General features: G+C 34.8%; 20 protein-coding genes, 2 tRNA genes and 1 riboswitch. Of the genes, 2 read left to right on the top strand and 20 right to left on the bottom strand.

Features of this window, described 5'->3' with window-relative positions:
- Positions 1–2: 2 nt before the first annotated feature.
- Positions 3–704: an ABC transporter ATP-binding protein gene (locus tag RWL86_RS00255; RefSeq protein WP_314076614.1), complete on the bottom strand. Its 702-nt coding sequence runs from the start codon at positions 702–704 to the stop codon at positions 3–5.
- A gap of 137 nt (positions 705–841) precedes the next feature.
- Between RWL86_RS00255 and RWL86_RS00250 the strand changes: the two genes are divergently transcribed.
- The gene (locus tag RWL86_RS00250) at positions 842–1,255 is read left to right on the top strand and encodes a peptide deformylase (RefSeq protein ID WP_314076613.1); all 414 of its coding nucleotides are present in this window, start codon (positions 842–844) and stop codon (positions 1,253–1,255) included.
- 91 nt (positions 1,256–1,346) lie between these two features.
- The gene (locus RWL86_RS00245) at positions 1,347–1,958 is read left to right on the top strand and encodes a tetratricopeptide repeat protein (RefSeq protein ID WP_314076612.1); all 612 of its coding nucleotides are present in this window, start codon (positions 1,347–1,349) and stop codon (positions 1,956–1,958) included.
- An 81-nt stretch (positions 1,959–2,039) separates the two neighbouring features.
- Here RWL86_RS00245 and RWL86_RS00240 read toward each other — a convergent pair whose 3' ends face one another.
- The 19 genes from RWL86_RS00240 to RWL86_RS00150 form a co-directional block, all read right to left on the bottom strand.
- A complete protein-coding gene (locus RWL86_RS00240) occupies positions 2,040–2,936 on the bottom strand; it encodes a haloacid dehalogenase-like hydrolase (protein ID WP_314076611.1) in 897 nt (298 codons plus the stop codon).
- Positions 2,937–2,949: 13 nt separating this feature from the next.
- Positions 2,950–4,830: a copper homeostasis protein CutC gene (locus RWL86_RS00235; RefSeq protein WP_314076610.1), complete on the bottom strand. Its 1,881-nt coding sequence runs from the start codon at positions 4,828–4,830 to the stop codon at positions 2,950–2,952.
- The gene (locus RWL86_RS00230) at positions 4,831–5,790 is read right to left on the bottom strand and encodes a N(4)-(beta-N-acetylglucosaminyl)-L-asparaginase (RefSeq protein ID WP_314076609.1); all 960 of its coding nucleotides are present in this window, start codon (positions 5,788–5,790) and stop codon (positions 4,831–4,833) included.
- A 2-nt stretch (positions 5,791–5,792) separates the two neighbouring features.
- Positions 5,793–6,884, bottom strand: coding sequence for a M42 family metallopeptidase (locus tag RWL86_RS00225; RefSeq protein ID WP_314076608.1), 1,092 nt, complete (start codon positions 6,882–6,884; stop codon positions 5,793–5,795).
- A 4-nt stretch (positions 6,885–6,888) separates the two neighbouring features.
- Entirely contained in the window at positions 6,889–7,869 is a 981-nt protein-coding gene (locus tag RWL86_RS00220; protein WP_314076607.1) for a hypothetical protein, read from the bottom strand.
- A gap of 16 nt (positions 7,870–7,885) precedes the next feature.
- A complete protein-coding gene (locus RWL86_RS00215) occupies positions 7,886–8,389 on the bottom strand; it encodes a GrdB-related putative oxidoreductase (protein WP_314076606.1) in 504 nt (167 codons plus the stop codon).
- A 104-nt stretch (positions 8,390–8,493) separates the two neighbouring features.
- Positions 8,494–9,849: a PTS transporter subunit EIIC gene (locus RWL86_RS00210; protein WP_314076605.1), complete on the bottom strand. Its 1,356-nt coding sequence runs from the start codon at positions 9,847–9,849 to the stop codon at positions 8,494–8,496.
- 11 nt (positions 9,850–9,860) lie between these two features.
- Positions 9,861–10,181, bottom strand: a complete 321-nt coding sequence (locus tag RWL86_RS00205; RefSeq protein ID WP_314076604.1) for a PTS sugar transporter subunit IIB — start codon at positions 10,179–10,181, stop codon at positions 9,861–9,863.
- Positions 10,182–10,205: 24 nt separating this feature from the next.
- Positions 10,206–10,529 carry a PTS lactose/cellobiose transporter subunit IIA gene (locus RWL86_RS00200; protein WP_314076603.1) on the bottom strand — a complete coding sequence of 108 codons (324 nt, stop codon included), beginning with the start codon at positions 10,527–10,529 and terminating at the stop codon, positions 10,206–10,208.
- A gap of 170 nt (positions 10,530–10,699) precedes the next feature.
- Positions 10,700–11,137: a hypothetical protein gene (locus RWL86_RS00195; RefSeq protein WP_314076602.1), complete on the bottom strand. Its 438-nt coding sequence runs from the start codon at positions 11,135–11,137 to the stop codon at positions 10,700–10,702.
- 132 nt (positions 11,138–11,269) lie between these two features.
- Positions 11,270–11,341 (bottom strand) — tRNA-Gln (locus tag RWL86_RS00190).
- Between the two features lies 1 nt (position 11,342).
- Positions 11,343–11,426: transfer RNA gene (locus tag RWL86_RS00185), tRNA-Tyr, on the bottom strand.
- Positions 11,427–11,575: 149 nt separating this feature from the next.
- Positions 11,576–11,839 carry a chorismate mutase gene (locus tag RWL86_RS00180; protein ID WP_314076601.1) on the bottom strand — a complete coding sequence of 88 codons (264 nt, stop codon included), beginning with the start codon at positions 11,837–11,839 and terminating at the stop codon, positions 11,576–11,578.
- Positions 11,840–11,853: 14 nt separating this feature from the next.
- Positions 11,854–13,323 (bottom strand): SLC13 family permease, encoded by a 1,470-nt coding sequence (locus RWL86_RS00175; RefSeq protein WP_314076600.1) that lies wholly within the window; start codon positions 13,321–13,323, stop codon positions 11,854–11,856.
- Positions 13,324–13,430: 107 nt separating this feature from the next.
- Positions 13,431–14,645, bottom strand: a complete 1,215-nt coding sequence (locus RWL86_RS00170; protein WP_314076599.1) for an ATP-binding protein — start codon at positions 14,643–14,645, stop codon at positions 13,431–13,433.
- Positions 14,646–14,843: 198 nt separating this feature from the next.
- Positions 14,844–15,119 carry a DUF2087 domain-containing protein gene (locus tag RWL86_RS00165; RefSeq protein ID WP_314076598.1) on the bottom strand — a complete coding sequence of 92 codons (276 nt, stop codon included), beginning with the start codon at positions 15,117–15,119 and terminating at the stop codon, positions 14,844–14,846.
- 181 nt (positions 15,120–15,300) lie between these two features.
- Positions 15,301–15,921, bottom strand: coding sequence for an ECF transporter S component (locus tag RWL86_RS00160; protein ID WP_314076597.1), 621 nt, complete (start codon positions 15,919–15,921; stop codon positions 15,301–15,303).
- A gap of 163 nt (positions 15,922–16,084) precedes the next feature.
- A riboswitch (FMN riboswitch) is annotated at positions 16,085–16,201 on the bottom strand.
- Positions 16,202–16,311: 110 nt separating this feature from the next.
- Entirely contained in the window at positions 16,312–19,131 is a 2,820-nt protein-coding gene (uvrA, locus tag RWL86_RS00155) for an excinuclease ABC subunit UvrA (RefSeq protein WP_314076596.1), read from the bottom strand.
- Positions 19,132–19,381: 250 nt separating this feature from the next.
- The gene (locus RWL86_RS00150) at positions 19,382–20,143 is read right to left on the bottom strand and encodes an exodeoxyribonuclease III (RefSeq protein ID WP_314076595.1); all 762 of its coding nucleotides are present in this window, start codon (positions 20,141–20,143) and stop codon (positions 19,382–19,384) included.
- Positions 20,144–20,491: the final 348 nt, after the last annotated feature.

Here is a 20,491-nt window from a genome sequence, read left to right as displayed (position 1 = left end):
TCTCAATATTCCAATTCCTCAATCGCTTGTGGAGATTCATTCAGTACAATACTTTTCACCCTAGCATCATGCATATGAATCACACGATTCGCTAGTGGCGCCAATGCAGTATTATGAGTAACGATAATAACAGTTGCTCCATAATCTCTTGACATTTCTTGTAAAATCTTCAATACTTGCTTGCCGGTTTGATAATCTAATGCCCCTGTTGGCTCATCACAAAGTAAAATCTTCGGCTTTTTCGCAATTGCTCTAGCAATCGTTACCCTTTGTTGTTCTCCCCCCGATAATTGTGCAGGAAAATTATGAAGACGATGTCCTAATCCTACTGCTTTTAACGCTTCTTCTGCATCCCAAGCATCCTTCACAATTTCGGCAGCTAATTCTACATTTTCTTTTGCTGTTAAATTTGGCACTAAATTATAAAATTGAAAAACAAATCCTACATCATCCCTACGATAATACGTTAATTGCGTTTCATCAAAGTTTGAAATATTGACACCATCAATCCATACTTCTCCCTCATCATTTGTATCCATTCCCCCTAAAATATTTAAGACGGTGGATTTTCCTGCTCCAGATGCTCCAAGAATAATCACAAATTCGCCTTTTTCAATATCGAAATTCACATCATGATTGGCAATTATTTCCGTTTCTCCTACTTGATATCGTTTAAAACTATTTTTTACTTGTATATATGTCATCACTTTTCCCTCTAATCATTAAAGAAATCATGCGTTGATTGTTGTTTTTATTTACTATATAATAACATAAATTTCAATGTTTCATTACAATCGGTATGTTGATTTAAAAAGAAATAGCCTATTAAAAAGGAGAACTTATGAAAAAAGAAATTATGAAAGACCCATTTTTCTTATCGCAAAAAGCAATCCCTGCTAATCCTATTACGGATAAACAAGTCATTATCGACTTACAAGATACTTTACGTGCCAATCGTGACCGTTGTGTCGGCTTAGCTGCGAATATGATTGGAAGTCATAAAGCCATTATTATTGTTGCCGCTGGACCATTTGATATCGTGATGATAAATCCAGTCATTACTAAAAAATCTCAACCGTATCAAACAGAAGAAGGTTGCCTCTCTCATACAGGAATGAAAAGCACTACTCGCTATCAAAAAATCGAAGTTCGCTATCAAGATGCCATGGGGAAAACTCATACAGGGACATTTACAGAGTTTACTGCTCAAGTCATTCAACATGAGATCGATCATTTACAAGGAATTTTAATTTAAGGAATACAGCATCGAATCTAGTTTGCTAGTTACCATTATTATTTGTTAAAATGATTCCAGAAAACTACTACAAATATTAGGAGGATTAAAAATGGAGCAAGCATGGCAATTATTCATGGAAGGAAAAATCGAACAGGCAAAAAAACTAGTTGAGCCTGATTTTTCAGTAGAAAGTTGTACGGACTATCATTTATTAAATTTAATGGGCTATATCTATCTTGAAGAGAAAAATTATAACAACTCCTTAAAAATCTACCAACGTTATATTGACCTAGCTCGTTCTAAAAACGACCTAGAAAACGAACACATTGGTTACCATCAATTAGCAATGGTTTATCGTGACTTGGGTGAGTTTCAAAAGGCTTTACTCTATATCAATCAGGAAATGGAAATAATTCAAAACAATTTCCCTAATGATGCTTTAAAACTTTCTATTAATTACTACGAACAAGGACTTCTTCATTTAAAAATAGGTGAACTAGAATACGCAGAAAATCATATGCAAAAATCCTTAGATTTCGCTTTAAAAACGGATGATTTCATTGCACAAGCATGCGCTTATAGAGGTATGGGAGAAATTTATCTAGATCAAGAATCAGATAAAGCTCAAAATTATTTTTATCAATCTATTCAACTCTTTGAAAAAGCTGAAGATAAAATTGGAGCAGATGAAGTAAGAGCTTTATTAGAGAACAAGAAGTAACTTATAAAAATTTCACCCCAAAAGTTAGACATAAAACATCTAACTTTTGGGGTATTTTTTGATATTCATTTTAACCTTACATTAGCGCACTACCGAACTTGCCATTCTTGCAACGGTATGTCTCATACCCCGAATCGCAACGGACAAAGCAAAGATATTATTTACATCGGCTAAACCGCCATAACCAGCGTCTCCAATATGTTGAATATCGACGCCGCAAATTTTATTGCGAATGGCGATTTGTTCAATGACTTCCTTAGAAGAGCCTTCTTGACTAGTTCCAATGGCAGATAACACAAGTGTTTCATGTTCATGAGCAAATTGGACAATATCAATCAATGCTTCTTCTGTAAATCCAGGAACTGTCCCTACTGCTGGAACCAATAAAATATCCGCTCCCGCTTCAATCAATTCCTTTGCAATTTCTCTATTCATTACGGGTTCTTTTGAGCCTGCTCCATGCATTTTTCCGGCAATAATGACTCCTGTAAAATATTTTTTCGCTTTTTGAATGGCTTGAGCAATCGCTTGATTCGTCACTCCTGTACCAGGATTTCCAGTTAAACAAATAAAGTCTAATCCTAAAGCTTCTGCGGATTTCAATGTTTCTTTCGAGCAAATTCTTCCTGCTGGAATAACTAGTCGAGTTTCCAACATTTCTGCTTCTAAATCGACTGGTTCTAAGTTAGCACCAACAGGACGTCCGCATAATTCTTTTAATCGCGCAATTGGATTTGCGCTACCTTCTACTCCGTATAATTTTGGATTTAAACAATCAAATCCATTTAAAAGCATTAAGTCGCCCCCAAATGCACTGGCAATTTCCGCATGTGTTAACTCCGGAATAATTGGACGATGATGAATCGCCATTTCACAACATACCGTTCTACCCTCACCTGCCTGAATGGCTAGTTTTAAATCTTCTGCAGAAAATTTTCTAAAATCACTTGCCACACAGTTTAAAATTCGTTTTCCCATTGTAAAGTCCCCTTTATTTTAAAATATTCACTGCTTCTTTCATACTTTCTAAATGACACAAATCATAGTCTCCGCTATCAGAATAGCGATAAGAAACTTCTCCATTCGTTGTCGTTGGATCCACTGCCCAAGATTTAAAACTGCCATGAAGTTGTTCTAATCCGGTTTTTTCTAGAATTTCTGTTAGATTGGCAAGAGAAACGCCACATCCCCCTAAAAATTCGATTTGTTTTCCATATTGTTTTTGCCACTTAGCTAAATTCTCCAAGCCAGACATAATATTTTTTCCTTGCCCACTTGTTAAAATACGAGTGCATCCTAATTCGATTAATCTTTCTAGTGTTTCTTCCGGATTTTTCACACAATCAAAAGCACGATGAACTACGCTATCAGCTCCGTATTCTTTACATAACTCAATCATTTTCTTTGTCGCATCCCAATCCATGTTCCCTTCTGGAGTTAAGAAACCAAATGCTAGACCTTTTGCACCTGCTTCTAAGAAAATTTTCGCATCTTCAAACATTACTTCTTTTTCCAATTTGTTATAACAAAAACCAGCTCCCCTTGGTCGAACCATACAAATAATAGGAATATCGATTTTTTTAACAGCCTGAGTTAAAACAGCTAATGATGGGCTTAATCCTCCTAAATGTAATGCACTATTTAATTCAATACGATTTGCTCCTGCAGCTTGAGCATTGATACAATCCTCAATTCCTCCTGCACAAATTTCTAAAATGGTCATTCTTCTCTCTCCTTCTAATGATGTTGTTATGAAACTTAATTCATACAATGCTAATCCATAAATAATAGTATTCACTTTTAAATCTTCGATTCCTATCCACTCATTTGGAAGATGAGCAATATCTCTTTGCCCTGGAAAACTTGGTCCATAAGCAATAATATTTGGAATAATTTTCGCATAAGTTCCACCCGTTGTTGTAACAGGCGGTGCATTGCCATCGACGACTTCTTGATAGACTTTTTGTAAAGTTTGCACATAAATCGAATCTTTATCATACAAAACCGGCTTCCATGAACTGATTTCTTCTAAACGACTTCCTTCTGGAATATGTTTTCGAATATCGAACAATAATTGTTCTTTTGTCACAGAAGCTGGATAACTCATCGTCCACTCCACAAAATGTCTTTCCTCCTCTATCCCAACTGTATATCCTCTTAATTGCATCATCCCAAAATCTTCATCGGAATAGTTGATTCCTAATTCTACTCCTTGATGAGTTGTATGAAGTAAGTACTGATTGGTAAAATCATATAATGCTGAAATCTGTTCTAAAGAAGTACTCAATCGAACTTTCAATCTTCCTCTTTCTCCATAAACAACTGGCCATTTACAGTCTGGAGTCCATCCAAAAGTAGGAGGCTGTTCTTTTGTTAAATAATGTTTTACACAGCCAAATCCCGTTTCCTCATTTGTTCCAAATACAATTCGAATCGGACGGTCAAATTGAATTCCCTTTTCCTTCAATACATATAAGGCGAATAAATTCGACAAAATCGGTCCTTTATTATCCAATACGCCACGTCCAAATAGTTTTCCATCTCGCTTCGTTGCTTTTAACGCAGGACTTTCCCAGCCTGTTCCTAAAGGCATGACATCTACATGTCCAAAAATGCCATAATATTCACCATCTTCTCGGGCATCTCCATATTGTGCATAGCCAATTTTATTGTCTAAATTTTTCGTTTCAAATCCTAATTCTTCAGCAAGTGCTAATACTTCTAATAAAGCTTGTTTGGGGCCTTCTCCATAAGGAGCTTCTGGTAATGATTCTCCCCGAACACTTTCAATGGCGACTAATCGCTCGATAGCTTTGTGCAATTCAGGTTGAATTTCTTCCAAGGCTTTGACTAAATCCTCTCTTATTCCCATTTACTTCACCTCGAGTGGTTTCATCCGTTCTCTTAAATACTCATCCAACCATTCTTGAGTGGCTTTTTCATGAAGCATTGTGCCATCTTCTTGTGGATGTACTCGGTAAACCGTTAACGCTTCTTTTTCTGTTGCTACTACAAAAGAGAAATTTGCAATATTGGTCGCTGCTCCCCATTCTCCTTTATGATTCATCGCTACAACTGATAAATCCCCAGCATTTCCTCTTCGTTGGATTAATTTTCGGGATAAATTCTTCACTGCTATTTCACACGCTTGTTGAGGATGCATTCCTTGTTCCATTAATCGAACAATTTCGTAGGAAATAATTCCCTTCATCAAATCTTCCCCTAAACCTGTAGCAGTTGCCCCACCAACTGTGCTATCCACATATAAGCCAGAACCAATAAATGGAGAATCTCCTACACGTCCTCTTTTTTTCATAAACAGTCCGCTTGTCGAAGTGCCGGCAACCATTTTCCCAGTTGTATCTAAGCTAACCATCCCAACGGTATCATGACCTGCATACGGTACTAAAGATTCCGTTTGTAAGTCTTTAACACGATTATGATAATGAATTTTTGCGCGATCAGTTAACATATTTTTCCGTTCAAATCCCTGCTTTTGCGCATAAGCTTGAGCACCGATTCCAACTAATACATTATTCACCGATTGTAAGCTCAATTGACGAGCCACTGAAATGGGATTCGCCACATCTTGAATGGCACATACCGCTCCAAAATCAAGAGTTGTCCCATCCATATAAGCTGCATCTAATTCCACTTCCATCACTTCATTAGGAAGTCCTCCATAACCAACTGATTTATAATAGGGAAAATCTTCAACTGCTTTAATCGCTACTTCAATCGCATCTCCAGAAGATGCCTGTTGTTCTAATGACTGCACAGCCTCTTGAACTCCTTCTAGCGCCATTCTCCAAGTGGCAATCATTCCCCACATACTCACTCCTCCATTCCGTATTGATAATTGTATTCTAATATTTGATGGTATTTTTCCATCGTTAAATCTTCGCAAATCACACACATTAATCGAAGCGTTGCTTCAACATCTCCTAAATGCACAATACTTTGATGCGTATGCATATAACGAATTGGAATTGATAAAGTTGTCGCTAAAATTCCCGTTTCAGACTTATAAATATTTCCCGCATCTGTTCCACCCTTTGTAAAACAACCAATTTGATAAGGAATTTGATGTTTCTTACAAAGATTTTCCAAATAAATAAGCAAACCACGATTCGTCACTGTCATATTATCAATGGCAGTAAGTGAGACACCTTTTCCTAGTTTCGTATGATTTTGATTGGCTGGAGTATCTCCTGCTAATGTTGTATCAACCGCAAAAGCAACTAATGGTTTTTCTTGGAAAGCTGTCGTACGTGCACCCCTTAATCCAACTTCTTCTTGAATCGTTGTTGCTAATGTCACTCTTTTCGGTACATGTTGATGTTCTAAAGCTTGCATGAGCCAAATTCCTAACGAAACACTCACTCGATTATCGAGAGCTTTCCCAATCATATATTCCTGATTCAAACCAATCGTTTGGCAAGCACTCACTAAACTCACGACATCTCCTACTTCAATGCCCATTTCTTGAATAGACTCCCGACTCTCAACACCCAAATCGACAAATAACTCTTCCATTGCAACAACTTTTTTACGAGCTTCTGGAGAAATCGCATGCGTTTGAGGTCCCCCAATAATTCCCGTCCATTGTCGACCATCACTCGTTGTAATGGTCACTAATTGTTGTAATAACGTATGCGCCCACATATTTCCGACAGGTTGAATCGATACATATCCTCTCTCATTAATCGAAGAAACAACAAATCCCACTTCATCCATATGAGTGGCAAACATAATGGAAAGATCTCCCTCTCCTAACGAAAATAATCCTGAGCCTAATTTATCTTGTTCTTTCGTACAAAAAGGAAGTTGTTCTGACACAAATTGTAAAATTTTCTCTTCATGTCCTGACACACCTACAAGATTACTCAATGTCTTTAATAATTCTATTTGATGATTTTCTAACATCGCTTCACCAACTTTCTTGGAAAGCAAGTCGCTGAACTTTTTGGAGAGTTAAATTTTCTAAAAATACTTGAAGCGTATGAATGACAGGTTTCAAATCTTCCTTCTTCAATAATTGGATAAATTCTCCTTCTTCTTTTAACGGAATCACCACAACAACCGTTGGGGTTCCTGCTAGAGATTTATGAATAAATGATCCATCCGTTCCTTTTTCTTGGACATTTGCCTTCACTTCGTATCCTAAACTTTGAGCAACTGTTTTGATTTCTTTCACTAACGAAACATTCGGTAATAATGTCTTATCAAAATAGCGAATATAGACTGTTTGTTCTGCATAATCTCTAACGGGTGCTACATCTAATACAATCGATATATCAGGTAATATTGTATTTGTAGCAGTAATAGCTCCTCTATATCCCACAATCGATTGAGCAATTCCTCCAATGCTAAGTGTATAAGGTAGAGAGGACATTGTTTCCATCAACTGATAGGCAGCATAAACTCCCGCTCGATTAGATATATTTTTACTTAAAATCATTTGTTCCGTTTCAATAACTGGAATTTCTAATACAAAAGTATCTCCTACTTGAACTCCAAACTCTTCCACTTCTTGCTGCGATTTAGCTCCTATATGAATCCAAAATTTCTCTTGTTTTTGTAGGACATAGCCATAGACTCGTTGATGATGTCGTGTTAACAGACAAACTCGTTGGTGAAGAAAATCTTTTGGTAAAACATCACCAATCGTAACGAAAGACAATAATCCACTCTCATGAATATCGTCAATCATTCCTCCACATTCATCAATATTGGAACTAATCATCACTTTAAAAGGACTATTCTCGACTTGTCTCTCCCCAAAAATCGAACCTAATTTATCTCTTTTCAAGTCTAAATTCAATTGTTGATATTCCTTAGACAAATATTGATGAACTTCATACTCATCTCCAGAAACTCCCGGTAAACTACATAAAGTCTGTAACTCCACTTCACTCGCTTCCTTTCTAACGATAAATTCGATTCGAATCTTGTTGATCATGCGCAATAATTAGCGCAATGTCTTTCAACGCATCATTCAAACCAACTGCACCTTTTTTAGGCATTTCAATCATAGTCGTCTGTTCCTTGAATTGTTGAATGATCTCTTCATTTTCTTTCGAACAAGCTACATACGTTTTACAATCTGTTTGATGCTCAATAAAAGAAGCTACATTTGCTGCCATTTCTGTATAACTTTCATCATTAAAGCATGGGCCCACAAACAACACTTCTGCATTTGTTTTCAAAATCAAATTATGAATTTTATGAAGCACTTCTTCCTTATGATTCGTAAAATAATCTGGACCACAATAGACAGTCGCTAATACTTGTAAATTTTCTTTTAAAAAGTAATCTTTATACATTAAGTAGGAGCCAATTCCTCCTTTTTCTAACCCAAGAGGAGTATCTGCTCTTTCCTTTCCACCATAACCCGCTTGTATTTGATTTAAAAATAATATCACTCGCATATGCTTTCTCCCTTCAAAAAAAGTGGGAATAACGACAGAAATTGATTCATTTCTGTTGTCTTCCCACCTCCGCACGTTCAACTTTTCTACTCGTTTATTACTTTTTATAAATCATCAAAGCTTAAATCATCTAATGACAATTCATCTAATTCATCGCTTAATGAATTAGCAGCTTGATGTTCTTCATGAAGATATTGTTTATCAATCACTCTAAAGAATGGATAGTAAATACACATTCCGATAATAATTAATACAATTTGGAATAAACCTGCTACGATACTTCCTGTGGCTAACCAACCAGAGAAGAAGAATGGAGTTGTCCAAGGAAGTGCTGCTCCTGTAGTATATGGAATCAAACCAATTAATGTAGCAATAGTGGCTAAAATAGTATTCACTAATGGTGTTAAAATAAATGGAATAACGATTAATGGATTTAATACAACTGGTAATCCAAAAATAATCATTTCGTTAATCCCAAAAATACCAGGAACAATAGCTAAACGTCCTAATTTTTTCATACGTTCTGATTTTCCGAAGAATACCATTAAGAAAACAAGTGACAATGTACTACCGCCACCACCAAAGTTTCCAAAGAAATCTCCGAATGGACCTGTAAAGATATTAGGAAGTGTTGCTCCTTGTTTAAAGGCTTCTAAGTTTTCTGCTGTTAACGCTAAATGAATTGGATTAAATACCGTATTCGTTACAGCTGGCCCATTAATACCAAAGAACCAGAATAAAGTAGATAAGAATTGATAAATTGGTTCAAAAATCAAGCTTTGTCCGAATCCCATTAATGGTGCTTGTAAAATTTTATAAATAAAGTTATGAGCGTATTGATAATCTGTTGCTGAGAACACTAAATACACTACAAAAAAGAAGAACATTGCAAATGCACTTGGAATTAATGCTGCAAATGATTGAGTTACAGCTGGTGGAACACCATCAGGCATTTTAATAACCCAACCTTTGTTTTTAACCGTTACAAAAATTTTTACAGAAATAATAGCTGTTAACATTGCCAAAAACATTCCTGCAGAACCTAAATGTGCTAATGCAAATCCATTAAAAGCTTTACCATTCGCTGCATTTACGAAATCAGAATGAACTTTTGGTGTAATAATAAGGAAACATACAAGCGCAACGGCTCCACCCGCAATTGGATCGTTTTCCAATTGACGAGCATATGCATATCCAATTCCAAAAGCTCCTAATAATCCTAAAACACTAAATGTTGAATCAATGACAGCATCCATTTTACTTGGCCAACCTTGACCAAAAAATTGAGCTAAGAAATCAACATACCCTGGTATTGGAAAGTTCGCAATAACAAGGAAAATAGAAGCCACAATAATTAATGGTGTGGATACTAAGAAACCATCACGAATCGCAATTAAGACTTTATTATTGCCTAATTTTTCCGCGGAACTTCCCATTATTTTTTCTAACGAAGCAAACATAACAATTCCTCCTATTTTTTATTTTTAATCAGTTGAATCGCGCGTTTCAAAATACGTTCCCCATTAACATTCCCATAATCTTCAAGATTAATGACTTCCACAGGAATACCAGTAGGTTCATATTTATCACGAGTAGCATTAAATTTGAATTTCACTTGAGGTCCTAACAAAATGACATCCGGATGAAATTCTTGAACTACAGAATCTAGCTGAACATCAGGAAATGCTTTGACTTCAATTGGCAATTGATGTTGATTCGCAACTTCTTGCATCTTACTTGCCACTAAACTTGTAGACATTCCTGCATTACAAAATAAATACACACGTTTCATATTTATACCCCCAGTTTTTTATTCTTACGCTTTTTCAATTTTATCCAATCGTTGATATAATGCGAGCACTTCTTCACTTGTTACTTGTAAAATTTCTACACTCATCAATTGATCTTCTGAATGTAATAAAAGCAACGAAAAAGGTACCTTATTTCCTGAACTATCTTTTTGTAATAATTCAAAATGTATTTGATGTCCTTTTAATCGTTGCTGTTGACCTTCCTCAATCAAAGATTGAGCTTCTTCAAAATTTCCTTTTTTTGCGGCTACTATTGCCTCCATAAATGCAGAACGAGCTGCTCCTAATGCACTAATCATTCTAAAACACACTAATTCTATTTCATTCATGATTATTCCTCCTCCCCTAGTTTTTTAAACGCTTTCTTTATGAAGTCATTATAAACCGTTTTCAAGGAAAATCCTAGTCTTTTAACTTAAAATCATTCAATTATTCCATTTTTTCACAAAATAAACAAACTCTCAGAAAAATAGAGCTTCTATCATTCTGAGAGTTTATTTTAACTAATTTTATTTTCATAAGGAGTCTTCACAAATTGAATAGCTTTTAAAATTGCCATAATTGGATTTACCAATACTAATATATATTGCATCATTCCAAGTAATCGCATTAATAAAATCATTGGACTAGATAAATGAAGAATCCATCCTAAACTTAATACTTCTGCCATATAACGATACGACATAAAAAAGATTGGTGTTAACATAATCGAAAACATCATTTCCCCTAATACCATTAATGGAGAATTTTTCCACGTTTTCCCATTCCATTGTTCTGCAACCATCATCAATAAAGCCATTAGAAAAACGAATAAGACAACTTCTCCATCTTTAGCTAATAATGAACTTCCTTGATTCATAGCATATACTGTTATTACACTCGTTAGTACTATCATTCCCATGATAAATTTCCAATAATAGGTACTAAACTTTTTCATCACCTTTGCTCCTTTCTCTAACTCCCACCTTTACGACCATCATCACGGACTAGGTACTTTAAATCAAGAGTATCTGAGAAAATTTAATAAAAAATTAGGAAATAAAAAAGACAGCCGAAGCTGTCTATCCTACTGGGGTAGCTGGATTCGAACCAACGAATGACGGAGTCAAAGTCCGTTGCCTTACCGCTTGGCTATACCCCAATGGTGGAGGGGGGCAGATTCGAACTGCCGAACCCTAAGGAGCGGATTTACAGTCCGCCGCGTTTAGCCACTTCGCTACCCCTCCAGCTGTTATTAAAATAACGTACTCATATATAATAAACTAGTCTTTAACTTTTTGCAATACCTTTTTTCAAAAAATATTTATTTTTATATAAGAAAACTCCAACCACTTCCCTCGAAGCGATTGGAGTATTCCTGTTTCAATTATCCTTGTTATTCAATCCAATTTTTTTGATGTTTACGAGAAATTCGCATTAATTCAGTATAAAGTTCAGCCAACTCATCTTTTAAAGACTCGTCTTTTAAATACGATTGAACTTTCAAAATTACTTGTTCCTCACGACCACTATCTAAAATCGGAATATCATTTTCTAACTTAATTTTCGCTACTTCTTCTACTACATTTGTTCGTTCTTCAAATAACGCAACAATTTGGCGATCAATAGAATCAATTTTCTGACGTTGTTCTTCTAACATGATTTTCTCCTTTCTTACATCCATAGAGTCCCTAATGGATACCCGATTACAATTGCACTTACAATACTTAACACTAATAACCATCCACCATATAAAAAGGCATCTTTTGAACTCGTCCATCCACTACCAACAGAAATGGCTACATAAGGCATTGCCGGCGGAGTCATATAGGCTAAACTTGCCATAAAACCAATTAAACAAGCAACAACAGCTGTATGAATTCCTAAATCCGTACTAGCAGCAATCGTTGTTAACACAGTCGTCACAACCGAAACGGTTACTAAATTCGATGAAAAATTTGTTTGAAGTCCCGCCCAAATGACAAAGACAATGACAATTACCATCGCACTCCATTGATGGAATAAAGGAGTTAACCCACTTTCAATTAAAGGTAATACCCCTAATTCTGGTTTTGTTAATAAAGTTCCTAAACTCAAAGTTGCCCCTACTAATAATAAACTTGGCCAGTAAACGCCACGTGTTAAAGCTTCTTGAATCGACATTAACGGTTTTCCATCTTCACGGATACAAGCTAATAATACCGCACCAATCATTGGTGGGAATGCCATCCCCGCAGATTTTAAGAAAGCTGCCACACTAGGCGAAACAATTCCTAACCATTCCGGAATAATCCATAAAGCAATCACAATTGAAAAAATAGAAACAATCCATTTTTCTTTTTTTGTCACTTTTGGTAAATTTTCCAATGATTCTAGACTTTGGAACGTTACTTCTGATAAATCTAATTTCCATAAGCGGTGTAAACTTGCCAACATTCCAACAAAAATACAAAGCCCTGCCGGCATCGCAATTCCCATATATTGTACATTTAAAATACTTACACCAGTTGCTGTATGATACAATCCCATTGCTGTAATCGCAAAGACATGATTAATCGGCGTCATCGCCGTTCCAATCGCAATGGTAGAAAATAATGTAATTAAAATAAAGGACGCTTGTCGACTCCCTTTTTCTAATCCAAATACTTCCATCATCTCTTCATAAATTGGAAAGACAATCATAAATAAAATTGTCGGTGAAATAAAACAACTAATGACTAACACAGCACCTAGAAAGGCTCCTAAAAAATGACTCGGACTTTTCTTTGCAAAATTCGTTTTTAAAAACCAACCCACTAAACGTTTCAAAGCAGGAGTCTGTTCTAAAGCATACGTCACTATAAACGTAAATAATAAGAAAACAAATGTGCTATTTCCAAAAGAAAGAGAAAATACTTGACTATACGTTACTTTTGGAAGCCACCCGAGTCCTAATAAGACTAAACATAAAACACTTGGCCAGTCGATTCCTACAAATAACCATAATAATAAGCAACTCATAAAAATCGATAATAAAGCAAATGCACTTCCAGGTATCGCTAATAATTGCCAATCAAAATGCGAATTAATCATCGCAAGAACGATAAAAAGGATACTTAACACTATTGCGACCGTTTGAACCAAACTTCGCGTTTCTTTTTTCATATTCTACTCCTCAACTTTCATTTATTCCGCTATCCATCCTACCGTATTTTTCTCGAAAATACTAGTAAAGCTATCATTTCTCATACAACCAAAAGCCTCATCATTGGTTATTCAATCATTGTGCTCTCTAGTAAGAAATCTATTACATTCTTATGAATAATTCCGTTTTGACTAAAATCTACTTTATCCATTGACAAAACATATTTTGGATAATGATCATCTATTTGATGGTACACACCAAATTCTCGCTGTCTTGTTTCTTCTGTTCCCATCATATAGGAAACTTGATAATACACTCTCTCATTTCCCTTACTTGCAATGAAATCAACTTCCAAATCCCTTACTTTTCCAATTTCAACTTTATATCCTCGTGAAATTAATTCAATATACACAATATTCTCTAAAATTCTTTCGATATCTTTTGTATTAGAATATCCTTTTGCTGCTCTAAAACCATGGTCTGTCAAATAATACTTCTCATCGACTTTTAAATTCTTTTTTCCTACTGTATCAAATCGTGGAACTTTCTTTAAAATAAAGGCTCTACTACAATATTCTAAATAATTGAGAATTGTATCAATCGAAACTTCTCTACTTTCACTTTTCAAATATCTCTTAATACTACTTGCTGAAAATGTAGAACCAATATTTTGAATCGCAAAAGACAAGATACGATTAAAAATATCCACATCTCGTATTTTGTTATAGTTCAATACATCTTTAACTAAAACCGTATTGTACACATCGTTCAAGTACTTGTAACTCGTATCTTCCTCTAAATTAAAATATTTTAAAATAGGCATCCCACCGATTTTAATAAATTTCATAAAGAGTTCTTCCTTAGATAACGAATAGTCTTTAAAAATGATTGAAAATTCATCAAAAGTAAATGGCTGAATTTCAAATTCTACATAACGACCTGCTAGCAATGTTGCAAGTTCTCCAGAAATCAAATTTGAATTAGAACCTGTGATATAAATATCGCAATCTTTATCTACTCTTAATCCATTGATGACTTTTTCCCAGTCTTTTACTAACTGAATTTCATCAAAAAAATAATACATTTTTCCTTCTACATTTTTTGTTTTATCCATTAAATATTTCGCCAATAAATTCGCTTCATTAATATACATAAACTCTAAAGACTCAAAATTGATATAGATTTTTTGTTGATCAGGTATTGCTGTGAGCAGTTTATCTTTAATCATCATTAATATCGTTGACTTTCCAACACGTCGCATCCCTGTCAAAATTTTAATAACAGGTTTATCGATAAACTTCTCAATTTGTTTTATATATTTAGGTCTTTCCATATATTCCATCTTCATCACCTCATATTCTACTATTTCGATTATACTCGAAATAAACATAAATTGGAACTGCTGTTTCGATTATAATCGAAACTAGATAGATTTCTGTTGTTTTTATCGACTGTAGTCGAAATCGTTTATATTTTTGAATTTCCTAAAACCAACAAAAAACGATAGAGACCTTTCCTCTACCGTTTCCTGTTTTTGTATTTAATTATCTAATTCAACATCTGGATTCAGTTGATAATTTTTTCCATAATCATCTCTAATGACAAATTTATAGTCTACTAAATAACGACGCATTGTAGCAAAATCATCATATAATTCCTTAATTTTTTCATTCAATTCTTTTTCAGTATACGTCTCTGAATGATTCTTTAAATGATTATAAATAAATTCAAAGATTTCCATTTTATTTTTCTGCTTTTTAGGAAGAACAGTAATTTTTCCATCCCTCATAAATCTAGAAATATTTTCCTCTTTCATACTGAGAACACCTCTTATTCCTATTTTTGTAAAGTTTATACTACATACAGAAAAAAGGCAAATCATTATAAGAAACTTCTTTGATCTACGACGCTGACAATTTTTTCCAACAAAAAAACTTGTTAGAAATGGCAGTTATTTCTAACAAGTTCTGGGTAGTGGGTTTCTTGAGTTATTAAATTTATTGTTTCTCTAATTTTAATACTTTTTCAACTTTTTTATAAAGCATTAACGATAGTACACTGCTTAAGCCAAATTTTAATACATTAAATGGTAATAAGGCAAATAGCATCAATGTCCATAAATTTGTGACAAATGGGTTTGTAGTAGCTGCAAGTGCAACAATTTTTTCAATTGGGAAATGCATCGCTGTTGCATATAATGGGAAAATTACAAAATAATTTGCTGTTAACAATACTACTGTTGCAGTAGTTGTACCAATCACTAAACTTGTAATCGCCCCTTTAAATGTACGGTGATATTTATAATAAAATACCGCTGGTAACATGAAACTTAAACTTCCAATTAAGTTCACTGTTTCGCCAATCCCAAATGTTGTTGTTCCATTTAAAACAAAGTTCAATGCAACTTTTACAATTGCAATATACGCACCATATAATGGTCCTAATAAATAACCTCCTAAAATAACAGGTAATTCAGAAAAATCCATTTTAACAAATGGTGGAATAAATGGAAGACTAAATTCTAATAACATTAGAATCGTACTTAACGCACCGAATAGTCCTACTAAAATAATTTGTTTTGTCGCATAACGTGACACTGTTTTTGCATTTGTACTCATCGTACATCTCCTCCTTAACCGGGTGAAGGATCGGATGGTTTCTCACGTTCTTGTTCCATTTTATTTGTATAACTGCACAAAAAAATGCAGCAACAAAATGGTCTACATTTCATCGCTGCATTCTTATATATCAAATTGATTGGTATCTTCGAACGTGAAATATAACCATTTTCTCTCATCTAGACTATCACTATCGGTTCTGGAATTGCACCAGATCATGCCTGTTCGGCTCGCGGACTATACCGCCGGTAAGGAATTACACCTTGCCCCGAAAATGTTATTTTATGTACAAAGAGTACCATACTTTTTTTTGAATGACAATAGTTCTGCTTGAGTTCTCAAAAGAAGGCTAATTTTTATTGTAAATAGTTTCAAAAACTTTAAATTTAATTATTTCAATACTTTCTTCAAATATTGTCCTGTAAAGCTTCCTTCCACTTGAGCAACTTCTTCAGGTGTTCCAGTAGCGACAACTTGTCCTCCACCACTTCCACCTTCTGGTCCCATATCAATAATATAATCAGCCGTTTTGATTACATCTAAATTATGTTCAATCACTAAAACAGTATTTCCTGACTCTACTAAACGATTCAATACTTCTAATAATCGAGCAATATCATCTGTATGAAGCCCAGTCGTTGGCTCATCTAATACATAAAAAGTATTCCCTGTAGACACTCGTTGCAGTTCACTCGCTAATTTCATCCGTTGTGCTTCTCCACCCGATAAAGTTGTAGCGGATTGTCCTAAAGTCACATAGCCCAAACCAACATCTTTAATCGTTTGAAGTTTTCGTTTAATTTTTGGAACAGCTTGAAAAAATTCTACCGCATCATCTACCGTCATTTCTAATACTTCCGCAATACTTTTTCCTTTATATTTGACTTCCAATGTTTCTGAATTATAACGACTACCATGGCAAATTTCACAAGGGACGTATACATCTGGTAGGAAATGCATTTCAATTTTTAAAATACCGTCCCCCTTACACGCTTCGCATCGTCCACCTTTGACATTGAAACTAAAACGTCCTTTTTTATAGCCACGTAATTTTGCTTCATTTGTTGTTGCAAATAAGTCACGAATATCATCAAATACACTAGTGTAAGTTGCTGGATTACTTCTTGGAGTACGACCAATTGGACTTTGATCGATATCAATAATTTTATCTAATCCTTCATATCCTTTAATCGCTTTAAAGGCTCCTGGCTTTTCTTTTGATTTTGAAATTTCTCTTGCTAGAGCTTTTTTCAATACTCCATTGACAAGAGAACTCTTTCCAGAACCTGAAACTCCTGTAACTGCTACTAATCTTCCTAAAGGAATATCGACGTTAACAGATTTTAAGTTATTTTCACTGGCTCCTTTTAAGCGAATCCACCCTTTATCTTCTGTTCTACGTTCAGTTGGAACGGCAATTGATTTTTTCCCTGATAAATATTGACCCGTCAATGAGTTTGGATTTTTTTCCACTTCTTTTGGCGTTCCAGCAGCAATAATTTGTCCTCCAAATTCTCCTGCTCCCGGTCCAATATCAATTAAGTAATCTGCTGCTCTCATCGTGTCTTCATCATGTTCTACTACAATTAATGTATTTCCTAAATCACGCATATTTTGTAACGATTGAATTAATCGATCATTGTCTCTTTGATGCAATCCAATCGATGGCTCATCTAAAATATATAATACTCCTGATAAATTCGATCCAATTTGAGTCGCTAGACGAATCCGTTGTGCTTCCCCCCCTGATAATGTTCCTGCTGCACGACTAAGGTTCAAATATTGCAACCCAACATTTTTCAAGAATGTTAAACGAGATTGCACTTCTTTTAAAATAGGAGCGGCAATTTGTTCATCTTGTGGAGATAACGTTAAGTCTTTGAAAAATTCAATTTCTTCATCAACGGATAGTTCCAATACTTCACTAATATGTTTATGATTCACTTTGACTGCCAATGCCTGTTCATTTAAACGATGTCCATGACAAGCTTTACACGATAATTCCGTCATATATTGACGCATTTGTTCTCTAGTATAATCGCTATTCGTCTCATGATAGCGGCGTTTCACATTGACAATGACTCCTTCAAAAGGTACATCCACATCTCGAACACCACCAAATTCATTTTCATAATGGAAATGGAAAGTGGCATCTCCAGAACCATATAACACTAGATTTTTCTGAGACTGTGTTAATTTTTCAAACGGTAAATCCATTGGAACTTTAAACTGCTCACAAAATTGGCGCAACATCTCTGGATAATAGTTCGAACTAATCGGATTCCAAGGCGCTAATGCTCCTTCATTTAATGTTTTTTCTTTATCTGGAACGACTAAATCGATATCCACTTCTAATTTCATTCCTAATCCATCACATTCCGGACAAGCTCCAAAAGGTGCATTGAATGAAAATAGACGTGGCTCTAATTCTCCAATCGTAAATCCACAATGAGGACAAGCGTAATGCTCACTAAATAAGATTTCTTCTTGCCCAATGACATCGACAATCGCATACCCTTCTGCTAAACGAAGCGCTGCTTCTAATGAATCGAATAATCTTGAACGGCTCTTATCCGACACAATAATACGGTCGACAACAATTTCAATCGAATGTTTTTTATTTTTTTCTAATGAAATTTCATCCGTTGTCTCCATCATTTCGCCATCTACTCGAATACGAATATAGCCGTCTTTTTGAATATTTTCGAAAACTTTTTTATGTTCTCCCTTTTTCCCTTTTACAATCGGAGCTAAAATTTGAATTTTTGTTCTTTCTGGCAATTCCATTACACGATTCACCATTTGTTCAATCGATTGACTTTCAATTAAAGTGCCGTCATTTGGACAATACGGTTTTCCTACACGTGCATATAGTAATCTCAAGTAATCATTAATTTCCGTTACTGTTCCGACAGTTGAACGAGGGTTACGAGAAGTTGTTTTTTGGTCAATCGCAATTGCTGGACTTAACCCATCAATACTATCAACATCTGGTTTATCCATTTGCCCTAAAAATTGTCGTGCATAAGCCGATAAACTCTCTACATATCTTCTTTGCCCTTCTGCATATAATGTATCAAAAGCTAGTGAACTCTTCCCTGAACCGGATAATCCTGTAATTACTACTAATTGATCTCTTGGAATCGTTACATCAATATTTTTTAAATTATGGGAGCGTGCTCCACGAACGATAATCTGATCTTTCGCCATTCCATCTTCCTCTATTTCTATCTAAAATCAAAAACTCTGCCCTTAGGCGTTCACCTTAGTATAGCATAGTTTCTTTTTTGTTACGAACAAACGTTCTTTTTCGATTATACATCTTCATTTTAAGTGAATTTAAAAAAATGAGCAAATTTTGAGCAGAATGTAAGCAGAATATGAGCAGATTCCTACTCAACAAAAAAGTCTGAACCTTCATAGCTCCCTCACTATCAAAATTCAGACATTTTTTTAATTCTTAGATAATTTCCATTTCCACTGGACAGTGGTCACTTCCGGTTACATCCGCACGAATTTTCACTTCTTGAATGCGAGAAGTTAACACTTCTGATACAACAAAATAGTCAATTCTCCATCCAATATTTCTTGCACGAGCGCCACCCATATAGCTCCACCAAGTATAAGCTCCTACTGCTTCTGGGTAACGAAAACGGAACGCATCTACTAAGCAATTCTCTACAATTTGATCAAATTTTTCACGCTCTTCTTTTGTAAATCCTGCATTTTTTGTATTTGTTTTTGGATTTGCCAAATCGATTTCCTTATGCGCTACATTTAAATCGCCACAGAAAATAACAGGCTTTGTTTCTTCTAACTTTTTAATAAAAGCTAAGAAATCATCTTCCCACACTTGGCGATAACTTAAACGAGTTAAATCACGTTTTGCATTTGGTGTATAAACTGTCACTAAATAATAATCAGCATATTCTGCTGTAATGACACGTCCTTCTTGATCATGTTCTTCAATTCCTAATCCATATTGAACAGAAATCGGTTCTTCCTTTGTAAAAATAGCTGTTCCAGAATATCCTTTTTTTACTGCTGAATTCCAATACGCATGATAGCCTGCAAATTCCATTCCTAAATCCACTTGTTCAGGCTGTGCTTTTGTTTCTTGTAAACATAAAATATCTGGTTGAGCTTCTAATACATATTCTTGTAAAGCCCCTTTATTTAAAACAGAACGAATTCCATTCACATTCCATGTTGTTAATTTCATACTTCTTCCTCCACATTCATTTTGTTCTATCATAACAATTTTATAAAATGATGACTAGCAAAAAGATACCGACCTCCAACGGTTAGATTTTTAGTCCAACTTTTTGGGGTCGATATCTCAGAAATATATCTTTTCAAAGTACACATTATCACTTGAATGTAAACGGTTAATACATTATAATATAAGCAAAGAAAAATAGTTAAAAACAACACAAAGTAAGTTAACGTGTGGGTGAAGTTTCTATTAAGTTAAATATTCAATTTAAATAGAAACAATTAATATAAGGTGATTAATTTATATAAAACATAAAAAAGGAGGTGCTAAGCATGGAAAATATTAATCCTCATA

Source organism: uncultured Granulicatella sp., from assembly GCF_963515095.1.
Taxonomy (GTDB): Bacteria; Bacillota; Bacilli; order Lactobacillales; family Aerococcaceae; genus Granulicatella.
The sequence above is the reverse complement of the archived record's forward strand: the minus strand, read 5'-3'. Positions and strand labels throughout refer to the sequence as shown.

What these genes read in the sequence shown, in the direction of transcription:
- RWL86_RS00255 (WP_314076614.1), bottom strand. Translation starts at nt 704, where the DNA reads ATGACATATATACAAGTAAAAAATAGTTTTAAACGATATCAAGTAGGA.
- RWL86_RS00250 (WP_314076613.1), top strand. Translation starts at nt 842, where the DNA reads ATGAAAAAAGAAATTATGAAAGACCCATTTTTCTTATCGCAAAAAGCA.
- RWL86_RS00245 (WP_314076612.1), top strand. Translation starts at nt 1,347, where the DNA reads ATGGAGCAAGCATGGCAATTATTCATGGAAGGAAAAATCGAACAGGCA.
- RWL86_RS00240 (WP_314076611.1), bottom strand. Translation starts at nt 2,936, where the DNA reads ATGGGAAAACGAATTTTAAACTGTGTGGCAAGTGATTTTAGAAAATTT.
- RWL86_RS00235 (WP_314076610.1), bottom strand. Translation starts at nt 4,830, where the DNA reads ATGGGAATAAGAGAGGATTTAGTCAAAGCCTTGGAAGAAATTCAACCT.
- RWL86_RS00230 (WP_314076609.1), bottom strand. Translation starts at nt 5,790, where the DNA reads ATGTGGGGAATGATTGCCACTTGGAGAATGGCGCTAGAAGGAGTTCAA.
- RWL86_RS00225 (WP_314076608.1), bottom strand. Translation starts at nt 6,884, where the DNA reads ATGTTAGAAAATCATCAAATAGAATTATTAAAGACATTGAGTAATCTT.
- RWL86_RS00215 (WP_314076606.1), bottom strand. Translation starts at nt 8,389, where the DNA reads ATGCGAGTGATATTATTTTTAAATCAAATACAAGCGGGTTATGGTGGA.
- RWL86_RS00210 (WP_314076605.1), bottom strand. Translation starts at nt 9,849, where the DNA reads ATGTTTGCTTCGTTAGAAAAAATAATGGGAAGTTCCGCGGAAAAATTA.
- RWL86_RS00205 (WP_314076604.1), bottom strand. Translation starts at nt 10,181, where the DNA reads ATGAAACGTGTGTATTTATTTTGTAATGCAGGAATGTCTACAAGTTTA.
- RWL86_RS00200 (WP_314076603.1), bottom strand. Translation starts at nt 10,529, where the DNA reads ATGAATGAAATAGAATTAGTGTGTTTTAGAATGATTAGTGCATTAGGA.
- RWL86_RS00195 (WP_314076602.1), bottom strand. Translation starts at nt 11,137, where the DNA reads ATGAAAAAGTTTAGTACCTATTATTGGAAATTTATCATGGGAATGATA.
- RWL86_RS00180 (WP_314076601.1), bottom strand. Translation starts at nt 11,839, where the DNA reads ATGTTAGAAGAACAACGTCAGAAAATTGATTCTATTGATCGCCAAATT.
- RWL86_RS00175 (WP_314076600.1), bottom strand. Translation starts at nt 13,323, where the DNA reads ATGAAAAAAGAAACGCGAAGTTTGGTTCAAACGGTCGCAATAGTGTTA.
- RWL86_RS00170 (WP_314076599.1), bottom strand. Translation starts at nt 14,645, where the DNA reads ATGGAATATATGGAAAGACCTAAATATATAAAACAAATTGAGAAGTTT.
- RWL86_RS00165 (WP_314076598.1), bottom strand. Translation starts at nt 15,119, where the DNA reads ATGAAAGAGGAAAATATTTCTAGATTTATGAGGGATGGAAAAATTACT.
- RWL86_RS00160 (WP_314076597.1), bottom strand. Translation starts at nt 15,921, where the DNA reads ATGAGTACAAATGCAAAAACAGTGTCACGTTATGCGACAAAACAAATT.
- uvrA (WP_314076596.1), bottom strand. Translation starts at nt 19,131, where the DNA reads ATGGCGAAAGATCAGATTATCGTTCGTGGAGCACGCTCCCATAATTTA.
- RWL86_RS00150 (WP_314076595.1), bottom strand. Translation starts at nt 20,143, where the DNA reads ATGAAATTAACAACATGGAATGTGAATGGAATTCGTTCTGTTTTAAAT.